The sequence below is a fragment of the Dehalogenimonas sp. 4OHTPN genome, assembly GCF_040448695.1.
Lineage (GTDB): Bacteria > Chloroflexota > Dehalococcoidia > Dehalococcoidales > Dehalococcoidaceae > Dehalogenimonas.
This window is the reverse complement of record NZ_CP159307.1, coordinates 290,186-303,851: the sequence shown is the minus strand read 5'-3', so window position 1 is coordinate 303,851 and position 13,666 is coordinate 290,186. Positions and strand designations below refer to the sequence as shown.

General features: G+C 56.8%; 13 protein-coding genes. 5 read left to right on the top strand and 8 right to left on the bottom strand.

The annotated features are described in order from the left end of the window. Positions 1-22: 22 nt before the first annotated feature. Genes ABV300_RS01600 through ABV300_RS01590 form a run of 3 tightly spaced genes read right to left on the bottom strand, consistent with a single transcriptional unit; the run spans position 23 to position 3,780 of the window. Positions 23-2,518: an AAA family ATPase gene (locus ABV300_RS01600; RefSeq protein ID WP_353714815.1), complete on the bottom strand. Its 2,496-nt coding sequence runs from the start codon at positions 2,516-2,518 to the stop codon at positions 23-25. Then, positions 2,518-2,832, bottom strand: coding sequence for a MerR family transcriptional regulator (locus tag ABV300_RS01595; RefSeq protein WP_353714814.1), 315 nt, complete (start codon positions 2,830-2,832; stop codon positions 2,518-2,520). Before ABV300_RS01595 ends, ABV300_RS01600 begins: the two co-directional genes overlap by 1 nt. Before the next feature lie 18 nt (positions 2,833-2,850). Beyond that, positions 2,851-3,780, bottom strand: coding sequence for a J domain-containing protein (locus ABV300_RS01590; protein WP_353714813.1), 930 nt, complete (start codon positions 3,778-3,780; stop codon positions 2,851-2,853). Between the two features lie 233 nt (positions 3,781-4,013). Here ABV300_RS01590 and purM point away from each other — a divergent pair, with 233 nt between their 5' ends. From purM to ABV300_RS01575, 3 genes are read left to right on the top strand one after another with little or no spacing between them, the layout of a single operon-like run. After that, a complete protein-coding gene (purM, locus tag ABV300_RS01585; protein ID WP_353715345.1) occupies positions 4,014-5,048 on the top strand; it encodes a phosphoribosylformylglycinamidine cyclo-ligase in 1,035 nt (344 codons plus the stop codon). Between the two features lie 53 nt (positions 5,049-5,101). Further along, on the top strand, positions 5,102-6,637 hold the full coding sequence (purH, locus tag ABV300_RS01580; protein ID WP_353715344.1) for a bifunctional phosphoribosylaminoimidazolecarboxamide formyltransferase/IMP cyclohydrolase: 1,536 nt from the start codon (positions 5,102-5,104) through the stop codon (positions 6,635-6,637). Between the two features lie 14 nt (positions 6,638-6,651). Beyond that, the gene (locus ABV300_RS01575; protein WP_353714812.1) at positions 6,652-7,677 is read left to right on the top strand and encodes a nicotinate phosphoribosyltransferase; all 1,026 of its coding nucleotides are present in this window, start codon (positions 6,652-6,654) and stop codon (positions 7,675-7,677) included. 17 nt (positions 7,678-7,694) lie between these two features. Here the strand turns inward: ABV300_RS01575 and ABV300_RS01570 are convergent, their stop codons facing one another. Next, positions 7,695-8,267, bottom strand: a complete 573-nt coding sequence (locus tag ABV300_RS01570; RefSeq protein WP_353714811.1) for a YdeI/OmpD-associated family protein — start codon at positions 8,265-8,267, stop codon at positions 7,695-7,697. A gap of 110 nt (positions 8,268-8,377) precedes the next feature. On the opposite strand from ABV300_RS01570, the gene hgcC reads away from it, so the two are divergent. Next, positions 8,378-8,632, top strand: a complete 255-nt coding sequence (gene hgcC / locus ABV300_RS01565; protein WP_353714810.1) for an HgcAB-associated protein HgcC — start codon at positions 8,378-8,380, stop codon at positions 8,630-8,632. A 16-nt stretch (positions 8,633-8,648) separates the two neighbouring features. Continuing rightward, positions 8,649-9,476, top strand: coding sequence for an arsenite methyltransferase (locus ABV300_RS01560; protein ID WP_353714809.1), 828 nt, complete (start codon positions 8,649-8,651; stop codon positions 9,474-9,476). Here ABV300_RS01560 and tilS read toward each other — a convergent pair. The 4 genes from tilS to ABV300_RS01540 form a co-directional block, all read right to left on the bottom strand. Continuing rightward, positions 9,473-10,903 carry a tRNA lysidine(34) synthetase TilS gene (gene tilS, locus ABV300_RS01555; protein ID WP_353714808.1) on the bottom strand — a complete coding sequence of 477 codons (1,431 nt, stop codon included), beginning with the start codon at positions 10,901-10,903 and terminating at the stop codon, positions 9,473-9,475. The two genes, ABV300_RS01560 and tilS, sit on opposite strands and share 4 nt — an antisense overlap. Before the next feature lie 39 nt (positions 10,904-10,942). Next, a complete protein-coding gene (locus ABV300_RS01550; protein ID WP_353714807.1) occupies positions 10,943-11,569 on the bottom strand; it encodes a histidine phosphatase family protein in 627 nt (208 codons plus the stop codon). Positions 11,570-11,630: 61 nt separating this feature from the next. Next, positions 11,631-12,266, bottom strand: coding sequence for a TIGR03936 family radical SAM-associated protein (locus ABV300_RS01545; RefSeq protein ID WP_353714806.1), 636 nt, complete (start codon positions 12,264-12,266; stop codon positions 11,631-11,633). A 63-nt stretch (positions 12,267-12,329) separates the two neighbouring features. Then, on the bottom strand, positions 12,330-13,658 hold the full coding sequence (locus tag ABV300_RS01540) for a hemolysin family protein (RefSeq protein ID WP_353714805.1): 1,329 nt from the start codon (positions 13,656-13,658) through the stop codon (positions 12,330-12,332). Positions 13,659-13,666 lie beyond the last annotated feature (8 nt).

Here is a 13,666-nt window from a genome sequence, read left to right as displayed (position 1 = left end):
GGCTCTCGACACTCACCACGCCTTACCCGGTTGGGTCAGCTTTAACGTTGCGGCATTTCTTGCGGCTGACTTTAGCCGGAGGCGCTTCATCGCTCTTGGATTTGAAGGTCAATTCCTCGGCTTCGACATCGACGATGACCGTTGAGCCTTCCTTGAAATCACCCTTCAGAATGCGCGTCGCCAGCGGGTTCTCGACATGTTTTTCGATGGCGCGGCGCAGCGGCCGGGCGCCGTAAACCGGGTCGTACCCCGCTTTTGCCAGCCATCCTTTAGCCGACTCAGTGATCTCCAACCCGATTTCAAGGTCTTCCAGTCTCTGTTCGACTTCGCGGGCCATCAGATCAACAATGTGCCGCAACTGCTCCTGGCCAAGTTCGTGGAAGACGATGATCTCGTCAACCCGGTTCAAAAACTCCGGCCTGAACGCCTTGCGCACTTCGGCCATGACCTTGTCACGCATGCGGTCATAGTTTTCTCTGCCGTCGCCGCCGGCGGCGGTGACGAATCCGAGTTTAGATTCCCGCCGGATAGTTTCAACACCGGCGTTGCTTGTCATGATCACCACGGTGTTCTTAAAGTCAACCGTACGTCCGTGGCCGTCGGTTAGGCGGCCGTCGTCCAGCAGCTGCAGCAGGGCGTTGAAGACTTCCGGGTGGGCTTTCTCAATTTCATCCAGCAGGATAACCCGGTAAGGCCGCTTTCTAACCGCTTCGGTAAGCTGGCCGCCCTCTTCGAAGCCGATATAGCCGGGCGGGGCGCCGATCATGCGCGACACGGTATGGCGCTCCTGGTATTCCGACATATCAATGCGGACCATGGCCGTCTCGTCACCGAACAGGAACCAGGCCAGCGACCGAGCCAGTTCGGTCTTGCCAACGCCGGTCGGCCCCAGGAAAAGGAAACTGCCGATGGGGCGGCGCGGATCTTTGAGGCCAGCCCGGGAGCGGCGGATAGCCTCAGAGATGGCGACCACGGCTTCGTTCTGGTCAACGAACCTTTCGTGAATGCGGTCTTCCATGTGCACCAGCTTCTGGGCTTCGGCCTCCAACATCTGGGACACCGGGATGCCGGTGGCGGCGGCGATAAGACCAGCGATATGTTCGGCGTTGACTTCACCGGATATCTTCTCTCTGGCGACCCAGGCTTCTCGTTCTTTTTTATATTCATCGTCAAGGCGAAGCCACTCGCTCCGGGCATTAGCGGCGGCGGGGTAATCATTACGCTGTGAGGCGGCTTCTTCCTCCGATTGAAGCTGCTGCACTTTGTTCTCCAGTTCGCGGATAGCCGGCGGCGTGCTTTCCAAATCGAGACGCAACTTTGAGGCAGCCTCATCGATCAGGTCTATAGCTTTATCCGGCAGATGACGATCGGTGACATACCGCTGAGACAAGCGAACCGCCGCATCCAAAGCCTCATCAGAGATTTTAATCTTGTGGTGGGCTTCATACCGGGGCCTCAACCCTTTGAGAATTTCGATAGCGTCTTCGATTCCGGGTTCGTCAACGAACACCGGCTGCAGGCGCCGCTCCAGAGCCTTGTCTTTTTCAATGTATTTACGATAATCATCCGAGGTGGTGGCGCCGATAACCTGCAGCTCACCCCGGGCCAGAGCCGGCTTGAGCATATTGCTGGCATCCAAAGCCCCTTCGGTCGCCCCGGCGCCTACCAGGGTGTGTATCTCATCGATAAACAGGATGATCTCGCCCTGCGATGAGCGGGCCTCGTCCATCACCGCCTTCAACCGCTCCTCAAATTCGCCCCGGAACTTGGCTCCAGCCAGAAGCGCACCCATATCAAGGGCAACTACCCTGCGTCCTTTCAATGAGGAGGGTACGTCTCCGGAAACAATTTTCAGGGCAACGCCCTCGGCTATCGCGGTTTTACCGACGCCGGCTTCGCCGACGATGACAGGATTATTTTTGGTCCGCCGGGTGATGATCTGCATCACCCGCCTGATCTCCGCCTCCCGGCCGATCACTGGATCCAGCTTGCCCTGTTCAGCCATCTCATTCAGATCACGCGAGTATTTAGCCAGCGAACGGTATTTACTCTCAGCCCGGGCGTCGGTCACCCGGTGGCTGCCGCGAATCTTCTGCAGCGCGATATAAACCTTCTCTTTATCGATGCCGAAGCTTCTCAGAATAGCCGCCGAAACACCTTTCGCTTCGCTGGCGATAGCGATGAATATATGCTCCGTCCCAATGAATTCATCCTTCAGGCGCTGAGCCTCCTGAGATGCCTCCAGCCCAACCTGCTGGATCCGCGGCGTAGGATAGATCTGCTGGGCGTCGTAGCCCAGTTTAGGAACCTTGGACAGCACAGCATCAACCTCGGTTTTTATGGCGTCAGCATCGGCGCCGAGTTCTTTGATTATCTCCCCGACCAGACCTTTCTCCTGCCCGAGCAACGCCAGCAGCAGATGTTCGACATCCCACTGGTTATGCTGGTACTGGCGAACCAGCTGTTGAGAGGAAGCGACTGCCTCCTGCGCCTGTTCGGTGAATTTTTCCTGTCGCATTATATATTCCCCTCTTGAAGCCGAGTGAGTTGGGAGCGCAGCTTCTCGTTTTCCTTGATCAGATCATTCATCTTCAACAGCATGTTGGTGATCACTTCTACTCCGGCCAGGTTCACACCCAGGTCTTCCATCAGGCTCCGTACCCGGCGCAGGGTCTCAATATCGCTCTCTGAGTAGAGGCGGATGTTGCCGGATGAACGCTTCGGCTTCACCAGCCCGGAGCGTTCATAGTACCGCAGGGTATGCGTCTTAACTCCGATAAGTTCGGCGGCTACGTGGATGACGTAGCGTGGGCGGTATCTTTCTTCGTTCAATTTTTTCCTCCCCCCGGGTCAGTTAGAGGCGCTTAACTTCGATAGTTCAGTGAATAGTTCTTTTTCCCGGCCTGTCAAATTTGTGGGCAGAACAACATTCACCCGGGCGATCAGGTCGCCGGTGCCTGTCCGGCCAAGATGCGGCATGCCCTGCCCAGCAAGTTTAATCGTCCGGCCATTTTGAGTCCCGGGTGGAATCCTCAAAGCCAGATTCTTACCTTTAATTGTGGGCACGTGGATTTCGCCGCCCAGTATTGCGGTGTAGAGCGGAAGATCAACAGTGACGTGAAGGTCATCCTCCTTGCGCTCGAATCGGCTGTGCGGTGTTACCTTCACCACTAAATACAAATCGCCCCGAGGCCCGCCCCCGGAACCCTCTCCGCCTTTTCCGGCCAGACGCACCTTAGAGCCGGTGGTTACGCCGGCTGGAATTTTGATTTCCAGCTTCTCGGCTTTGGCCCCCTGCATCGCCAGGGTACGCTGGGTGCCGTGGTAGGCTTCTTCCAGCGTTACCTCAACCTCGTAATCAACGTCTTCGCCCCGGCGCGGCCGGCGGCGGCCACCCCCGCCCCGCAGAATCTGCTCAAAAATATCCCCGACGTCGTCGCCAGAATAAGATCCGGTGAACGGGCCGCCTGAAGTACGATATTCAAACCCCCCGAACGGATTTTGGGTTCCCTCGTACTGGTGAAAGCCGGCGCCGGCTTTCTCATAAGCTTCGGCATGCTGCCAATTCTCACCGTATTTATCATATTTGGCGCGTTTTTCTTTGTCCGACAATACCTCGTGAGCCTCGTTGATCTCTTTGAACTTGGCTTCGGCGGCTTTATCGCCCGGATTCACGTCCGGATGATATTTTCGAGCCAGCTTGCGAAAAGCTTTTTTTATCTCGTCGGCGGTGGCTGCCCGCCCGATGCCGAGGGTGCCGTAGTAGTCCTTAGCGGCCATATGCCCTCTTTTCAACGATTATCAATGATTCATTGTACCAGCAGTCTAGCTTTTTTGTCCAACTAACATCACCTTTCTTAATACTATGATGTTAATTTTGGTCTCGCTGAACAACAATCACCTTTTTCTATCAGCAACTTATCCTCGCCGGCATGGCCAGGTGCAGAAAATCTGTCGTCTTGGCCGCCAGTTTGTGAATTGCGGCTTGTGGCTGTTGATGCTATCATTTCGGCATCATTCCAAGGAGAAATTCCATCAAACAGGACGCTTACGCCGCCGCCGGCGTGTCCATCGACGCCGCAGCCCAGGCTAAAGAACGGATTAAGGAGCTGGCTAAAGCCACCTTCACCCCGGGGGTGTTGGGAGGTCCGGGGTTTTTCGGCGGGATGTTCGAATTGCCGTCAGGCTTCGATAAACCGGTGCTTGTCTCCAGCTGCGACGGCGTCGGCACCAAGCTGAAGATCGCCGCGGCGATGGGCAAACATGACACGGTGGGTATTGACATCGTCAACCACAGCGTCGACGATATCCTGACTTGCGGCGCCGAGCCGCTTTTCTTCCTCGATTATATCGCCATGGGCAAGCTCGACCCGGTGATAGTGGCCGACGTTGTCAAAGGCCTGTCCATAGCATGTCAAGAGGTTTCCTGCGCCCTCGTCGGCGGCGAGACGGCTGAAATGCCCGGCCTGTATCACGGCAACGACTACGACCTGGCCGGCTTCATCGTCGGTATCGTCGAGAAGGATCGCATCCTTCACGGCAGGTCGATCAGACCAGGCGATGCCGTCCTGGGTTTGCCGTCTACGGGGCTGCATACCAACGGCTATTCTCTGGCCAGGAAGGTCCTAGGTGAGTCGCCTTCGGCGATGGCTGCCCGCTACTCCACCCTGGACACCCCGGTCGGCGAGGCGCTGCTCAAGCCTCACCGCTCTTACCTGGCTGATTTGAAGCCGGTGCTTGGTGATGTCAAGGGTTTAGCCCACATTACCGGAGGGGGCTTTACTGACAACATCCCCCGCACCCTGCCGCCGGGCACCGCCGTCCGCATAAACAAGGGCTCCTGGGATATTCTGCCGATTTTCGAGCTCATTCAGGACCTGGGCAACGTGGCCGACGCCGAAATGTACCGCGTGTTCAACATGGGCATCGGCATGACGATCTTTGCTGATCCGGCCAAGGTCGCGCCGCTCCTCGCGGCGATGCCGGAAGCCAAAATCATCGGCGAGGTCACCGCGGACACGGGCAAAGGCTGGGTCATCATCGAATAACTTTATGTCGTGTTGATGCGCGACATAATTTGAATAACTGGCTGGAGGTCACCATGCGGGCTATCCTCAGCGTCTCCGATAAGACAGGCCTGGAAGGTTTCGCTCACGAGTTGTCAAAGCTGGGTTGGGAGATCTTCTCGACCGGCGGCACCAAGAAATCCTTAGCCGCGGCCGGGGTGCCGGTGCACTCTATCTCCGATATCACCGGTTTTCCGGAGATCCTCGACGGCCGGGTCAAGACGCTGCACCCCATGGTTCATGGCGGCATCCTGGCGCGGCGCGATAAAGAGGACCACATGGCCCAACTGGTCAAAAGCGGCATCACCCCTATTGACATGGTGGTGGTCAACCTATACCCATTTGTCCAGACCGTGTCCAAGGGTAACGTCAGCCTGGAAGAAGCGATCGAGAATATCGACATCGGCGGACCGGCTATGATCCGCGCCTCAGCCAAGAATTTCCCCGGGGTCATCATCGTCACCGACCCGCTCGATTATCAATTAATCATCGACAAGCTCAAAGGCGCTGGCTTATCCCTCGACGACCGCAAGCGTCTGGCTCAGAAAGCCTTCCAGCACACCGCGATGTACGATACCGCTATCGCCCAGTACCTGTGGCAGGGCAATGACGGCTTCCCCGACAACATGACTGTCGCCCTCAAGAAGCGCTACGGCCTGCGCTACGGCGAGAATCCACACCAGCCCGCCGCCTTCTACGCCGAACAACGCGTCGGCGCCGGCCAGAACACCGGCATAACGTGGGCGGAGCAACTCTGGGGCAAGGAACTATCTTTCAACAACATCCTGGACGCCGATGCCGCCTGGGCGACGGCCACCGATTTCGAGGCGCCGACAGTGGCCATAGTCAAACATACCAACCCCTGCGGCCTGGCCAGCCGGGATGACGTGGCTGAGGCTTATCAGCGTGCTTTTGAAGGCGATCCGGTATCAGCCTATGGCGGCATTGTGGCAGTCAATCGGACACTTACCGCCGAGATGGCCGAGGCAATGCGCGGCACCTTTTATGAAATCTCAATCGCCCCGGATTACGAAGAAGCGGCACTGGAAATCCTCAGGAAGCGCAAAGACCTGCGCATCTTGAAGGCAAAGCTGCCGGCGGCAGAGACGCAGCCGGCGCTCAATTACCGTCATGTTAAGGGAGGATTGCTGGTACAGCAGGCCGACGCCCTGCCGGAAGACCAGATTACCCTGAAGCCGGTAACCAGGCGCGAACCGACTAAAGAAGAGTACGAGGACCTGCGCTTCGCCTTCAGGGCGGTGAAGCACATCAAGTCCAACGCTATCGTGCTAGTCAAGGATAAAATGCTGCTGGGCATGGGCGCCGGACAGCCCAACCGGGTGACCAGCGTGGACATCGCTGTCAAGCGGGCCGGGGAGAAGGCTAAGGGCAGCGTCATGGCCTCAGACGCCATGTTCCCTTTCAACGATTCGGTGCTCCAGGCTGCGGCAGCCGGGATTGCCGCCATCGTCCAGCCCGGCGGCTCTATCCGTGACGAGGACTCCATCAAGGCGGCGGATGAGAACGGCATCGCCATGGTAGTCACTGGCGTCAGGCATTTCCTGCACTAGAAAGGGCAGAATGTATGGCTGCGTCATCCAACGATAAAGCCGGGCGCTGGTCGAAGTTCCCACCCTCTGATCTCATACTAAGCGGCGATTCGGCCGATGTTTATTTTCACCGCACCATCGACATTCTCAAGAAAGAACAGATCAACCCGGTTGTCGTCATGGAGGTTTTCCCCAACGGCTCTGGGTTGGTCTGCGGCATGAACGAAGCGCTGGCGCTGCTCGACCGCGTCTTGCCAAAAAACAATCGCGAGGTCTGGGCGCTGTCTGACGGCGATCCCGTAACCGCCAAGGAAGTGGCGCTTCGCATCAAGGCGCCCTACCAGAGCTTCGGCCTGTATGAAACGGCCATGTGCGGCATCCTGGCCCACTCCACCGGTTGGGCCACCGCCGCCCGGGAATGCGCCCAGGCCGCCGGACAAATCCCCTGTATCAGTTTCGGGGCGCGGCACGTTCACCCGTTCGTTTCCGGGCGCATGGACTACGCGGCATTGGTTGGCGGCTGTAAGGGTTGCTCCAGCGTAGAGGGAGCGCGCCTGGCCGATATCGAACCATCGGGTACTATGCCGCACGCCTTAATCATCGTCATGGGCGACACGGTCAAAGCCACACTGGCTTTCGATAAACACATTGACGCGGGCGTGTCCAGGGTGTCGCTGGTCGATACATTCAAGGATGAGGCAGAGGAGAGCCTGCGGGTGGCTGCAGCTCTGGGCAAAAAACTCAAGGCGGTGCGTCTCGACACGCCGGTCGAGCGCGGCCGGGTAACCGCAGAACTGGTTAAGGAGGTCCGCGCCCGGCTTGACCAGGTTGGACATTCTGACGTCGACGTCTTTGTCAGCGGCGGTATCACCCCGGACCGTATCAGATATTTTATTGAGCTCGGGGCACCGGTGGCTGGTTTCGGTATCGGCAGTTATATTTCCGGGGCAAAACCCATAGACTACACCGCCGACCTGCACGAGATCGACGGAAAACCAGTGGCCAAACGCGGCAGAATCCCTGGGATCACCGAGAATCCACGATTAAAACGTGTTATGTAATCTTGCCTGCCCAAAGCTCAACCGGGTTTAACATTGTCTTGCGCCCGGCTAACGACCCGGGTAATCCTGAGGCGCCTGGTACCCTCGGTCCGGGCATTTTCGACCCAGCGGATATACATATTGCGGGAACTGTTTGGCAAGCTTAAGAAATTAACCGCTGCGATCTTGTCTAAGTCTAATTCCAGGGCTTGTCGAAGATCTTCAGGGATAGCGAGAACCGCCCGGTTGGAATAAGCGTTGTCCCATTTGCCATTGGCCCTGGCTGCTTCGACTGCAGCCATCCCCGCTTCCGCCATCTTGCCCTGTCTGATCAGGCCGTTAGCTATGTCTTTGTTTCTTTGAGACCAAATGCTGTTTGACTTTCTCGGAGTATAGCGCAGCATGAAACGGTCGCCATCCAGGCTCTTCATCTTGCCATCGATCCAACCGTAGGCGATGGCTTCTTTGAGTGCCTCACCGTATCGGAGCCCTGAACGTGGGCTCTTAACTTTGTAGTGGACCACCCAGGCTTCCCCAGCCTTATCATGATTGGCGGCTAGCCATGATTTCCATCCAGCGGCATCGGCAAACACCAGAGGTTCAATATTCAACACAAGAATATTATACCTGGAATGTCGAGGTCATTCTCTGCCGGAGTACCAGCGTTCTTGATTTTTTCTGATATTTCTGATTATACTGATTTCCAGAATCGGAGTTGGAAATGGCAAAAGCTCGAAAGGATTGCTGTGAGTCCGGCGAATACTGCAGTGTAGAGGCCGTCGTTTCAATCGACGGCCGCGGCCAGTTGGTCTTGCCCAAGGAAATCCGCGACGGGCTGGGACTGGCGGCCGGAGATAAACTGGCGCTGGTTACCCTGGCCCGGAATGGCAATCCTTGTTGTCTGGTGGTGATGAAGGCCGACCAGCTGGCCAAAGGCGCTAGTGATTTCCTGGGGCCGATATTGAAAGAAATTTAGTGAGAGGGTAGTCATTATGAAGGACAGCGAGATTAAGAGTTATGTCAAGGAGCGCTACGGTGGTATTGCCCGCTCCGGGGGCGGTTGCGGCTGTAACACAGGGTGTTGCGGTTCTCCTTCCCCGGACCTAATTTCCCGGGCTATCGGCTATTCCGATGAGGATCTGTCGGCGGTGCCCGAAGGCGCCAACCTCGGCTTAGGCTGCGGCAACCCCACCGCCATCGCCGCCCTGAAACCGGGCGAAACGGTGCTCGATCTTGGCTCCGGCGCCGGCTTCGACGCCTTCCTGGCGGCGCGGCAGGTAGGCCCAACCGGCAAGGTTATCGGTGTAGACATGACCCCGGATATGTTGTCTAGGGCTCGCGAAAACGCCCGAAAAGGGGACATCGCCAATGTGGAGTTCCGACAGGGCGAGATCGAAAACCTGCCGGTGGCTTCAGGTACGGTGGATACCATCATCTCAAACTGCGTCATCAATCTATCGCCGGACAAACCGAAAGTATTTGCGGAGGCTTTCCGCGTGTTGAAGCCGGGCGGACGCATCGCCGTGTCGGATATCGTGTTAACCGAGCCCCTCCCGGAGTATATCCGTGATTCCGTGGCCGCTTACACCGCTTGCGTAGCCGGTGCCATATTAAAAGATGAATACCTGGCTGCGATCAGGAAAGCGGGTTTCGAAAAGGTACAAATCATCGGCGAGACATGCTTCGACCTTGACTTCATCGACATGGCTCCTGGCTTGATGCGGGAGGCAGAAGCGCTCGGTTTGACCGAGGAAAAGATCCAGCATATATCCGAGACCATTGTGAGCGTAAAGGTTTCGGCGGTGAAGCCGGTTTCTTAGGAGGAACGGCGCTCAAATTCCAGCCTTAAAATTCTCGCCGTGGCCGGTGATACCTTGACTCGTTCGTCTAGGCGGCAGCCTGCCACCCAGACGATCTGTCCAGGGTTGACAACGATAGGAACGCGGGAACGCCGGTTTTGTGGGACTTTGGCGTCGATGAAGAAGTCCTTCAGCTTCTTTTCAACGCCCATGCCCAGCGGCATGAAACGGTCTCCCGGCTGTCGGGCGCGTACCATCAGTTCGCCGCCGGCAGTGCCGAAATCCAATGACTGGGCGTAAGAACTCGCCTCGACTTCCGGCTGTTTTTCTGTGACCGCATCTCTAATGCTTGCGACAACCCGCCAACCGTCAATATCCGTCACCCCGGGTATATTCAGCGGATGCGCGCCTTCAATCGGCGGCAGTGAGATCAAAGCATTCAAGTCGCGACCGAGCAACAGTTCTGAATAGCCGGCGGAAAACGCCAGACCCCCGGGAAGATCTACACTGCGGCCGGCACTTCCTCGGGCGATATCCATCATATCTTCGATGTGAACCGCCTCGATGTCTTTAGGACTCCCCAGCGATGCCGACAGCAGCTGCCGCAGTACTGCGCGCCGCAAGCCAGGGTGAAGGCCGCCCAAGCCGGACTTGTCGATAGCCACGACCGGGCCGTTCATCTTAACCAGGCTTTTAATAACGTTCGCGGCTGCCATCTCGATGAAATCAACCTCATCAGCGGCAAGCCTTGACAAACGTGATATTGCTTCGTCAACGGCTGGATTGAAGTGTTCACGGATCGAGGGCAATAGTTCAAGCCTGATGCGGTTGCGTGTCGGGGTTAGCGATTCATTAGTGAAGTCAGTGCGGTATGACAAGCCATATTCGCGGCAATAGAGTTCAACTTGTTCACGCGACAGGCAAAGCAGCGGCCGGATGATACGCAGCGAGCTAATATTCCTACAGTGTAATTCGCTGGCGGCTTTCAGACCGACCAAACCTGGCAGTCCGGTGCCCCGAAGCAAGTGCAGCAGCACGGTTTCCACGTGGTCATTCTTTGTATGCGCAACGGCCACAGACGCGGCGCCGATTCGTCGGGCCGTTTCTTCCAGAAACTGATAGCGGACTTCGCGCGCGGCTTCCTCCAGTGTAAGCCGGTGCTTATCTCGGTAACTCTGAACATCCCTCCGGTCGAGGGTAAATGGCAGGCCGAGATCACGGGCTAAGAAGGCGACGTACTCAGCGTCGGCGGCGGATTCCGGTCTCAGCCCGTGGTCCAGGTGAGCAACATGCAGCTCAATTCCGAGTTCTTTCCTGGAATTTTGTAATATGTGCAATAAGGTGACCGAATCGGCACCGCCGGAGACCGCTGCCACCACCCTATCACCCCTGGACACCAGGCTGTGACCGCGGAGGAAGTCAAGAACGCTTTTTTCAATCAAGTGCATCGATAAGATTATAGCAGTTAGAGGAAACAGCGGTGTTCTCTACCAGGGCTGGCTGTCCACCTGAAAGCATGACTCATTGAAGACAACCAGTTTGGCATTAAACTCAGCATCGACCTCGATGACTGACAGGCTGCCGGTGTTCAGGCGGAATTTCCGGATGTCGCCTTCGGGCAAGCCCAGCACACGACAAACTAAAGACAGGACTACGAAATAATGGGTTACGATGAGTGCCTCGCCATCCGGGAAACGCCACACCAGACTCTCGACGACGTCCCAGACGCGTGCCCTGACATCGGCCAGGGATTCACCTCCGGGCAGCTTCGGCAAGCCTTCGGCACTAGCGGCGGTCAGCAGTTTCCCTAGACTGCCGCCGATCTCGGTTACGGAACGGCCCTCCAGGTCTCCGGCATCGATTTCTCGCAACCCGTAGTCGGTTTCGACTGCCATCTGACCGTGCTCCCGGGCGATAGCTTCGGCAGTTGCTCGGGCGCGCCCCAGAGGGCTGGAAACAATGGCGGATAGCCTCTCGTTTGCCAGGCGTCCCGCCAGGCATTTGACCTGCTTGAGACCAGTCTCGTTCAAGGGAGTGTCGGATCCGCCGCCCTGAATGCGCTTCAAGCGGTTCCATTCAGTCTCGGCGTGACGGGCAATAAAGATGCGTGTCATTACTACTTATGCCACCGAAATTTGTGCTCTAATTTTCCAGTCCTCAGCCGTCTAACTCATCCTAATTGTCTTGAGCCAATACTAAACGGACTCGATGAATTGCCGTAGGGTGTTGGGCGAAACCCAGGGCTAATGCCACCTGCTCAGGGCGGCCGGAACCGGAAGGGTCGTTCTTAAGCCGCATTGACAGGTTCACACTGTCCTGGCTGAAAGCTGCGACGGTGATTTCGTCGATCTGGGCGCGCAGGTCGTAGTATCGAGTGTCCTCGTCACGCTTATGGCTCCATTCGAGGGTGGCTTGGCCAAGCAGCTCGCCCACGGCATTGTTAATGATCTCTGCCGGCCGGTCGAGCGGCAACGTCACCCGGTACTCAGCAAAACGCATCATTGACTGCAGCGACGGCCCCTCCAGCGGCAAATAAAGCCCCTGGGCGATGCTCAGTCCCTTCGGGAGTACTGCTGACAGGAGGCCTAACGCTGTTTGTGCCGGTGGTGGGTTCTCCAGCCAGACCTCCATCAGTTCTGCCTCGCCGGTCCAACCTACCGCCAGCGGCGAGGCAACTGCCAGCCGGGGGTGGGAGTTGAAGCCCTCTGAATAGGCAATGCCGAGTCCGGCGCGGCGAAACAACCGCGGCCAGAGGCGCATCATATCCAGATGCGAGATGAATTTTAAGCTTTCGCCGCGAGCGAAAAGCAAACGGAAACGCCGGGTGTTGATCAATTTCCAACCTTCACAATTCTGAGATGACCGACGGGATGCCTATTGTTTACCGCCGGTTTGCGCAGGAGAGCCGGTGGTAGGCTGGCCAGGTGACGGCGCTGCAGGTTCAGGTTTCTTCTCCTTAGTGATCAGCACATCTTCGATCTTTTTGCCACGCATACGTGTAACCACCAGCTTGAGGCCGTCATGCCGCAGCACTTGTCCCTGCCGGGGTATCTGTCCCAACTTTTTCATAATGAAGCCGGCCACCGTCTCATAGTCTTCGCCCTCGGGCAAACCAAGCTCCAGTTCTTCGTTCAAGTCATGAACGCGCATCCCGCCGTCCACCTGGAAGGTATATTCATTGATGGATTCATAGTCCTTTTCGGCGCGGGACAGTTCATCGCCGACCGGTCCTACGATCTCTTCCATCAGCCGGGACAGGGAGACAATGCCCGCGGTCCCGCCGTGCTCATCAATGACCACGCACATGCGGAAATTCTTGTCGCGCATCTCGTTGAATAGCTCGCCGATAGCTTTGGATTCCGGGGCAAAATAGGCGGGGCGCATCAGGCCGTCGACCGAATCTTCCGGCTTGACCTCACCCCGCGCCTGAGCCATCAACACATCCTTGATCGAAAGGATGCCGACGACATTGTCCATGTTCTCCTCGTAGACGGGGAAACGGGACATCGGAGATTTCTCGTAAATTTCGAAAAACGCCTCCATCGAACTGCCTTTTTCAACAGCCACCACCTCCGGCCGCGGCACCAGTACCTCGGACACCGGCCGGTCGCGAAAATCGAAGACGGCATGCAGCATCTCTGCCTCCGCCATCTTCACTGTCCCTTCCTTGTGGCCGACATCGATCATTGAGCGGATTTCTTCCTCGTTGAAGAGAGAGCGGTGGTAGGTTTGGCCGCCGCCAAACAGGCGCATGAAACCTGATGCTACCCATGATAAAAAAGTGACTCCGGGGGTAAATAACCAGGCAATAAAGCTTATCGGGCGGGCAAAGGCCAGGGTGATCTTCTCGGAATGCCGTGTTGCGACTGTCTTCGGCGTCACTTCGGCAAAAATCAGAATGACAACGGTCAGGGCGATGGTGGCAACCAGTACTCCGTATTCTTCACCGAGGACGTCGATTGCGATTACCGTAGCTAAAGCTGAAGCGGCGATGTTGACAAAGTTGTTACCCAACAATACGGTAGACAGCAGTCTTTCTGGTTTTTCCACCAGACGGGCAACAGTGTCGGCGCCTTTCACTTTTTCGTCAAGCATCGTTTGCAGGCGAAACTTGGAAAGGGAGATAAAAGCCGTTTCCGAACTTGAGAAAAAAGCGGAAAGAAGCAGGCAGATAACGAGTAGGATTAAATAAGTATTTTCCATTACAAGCT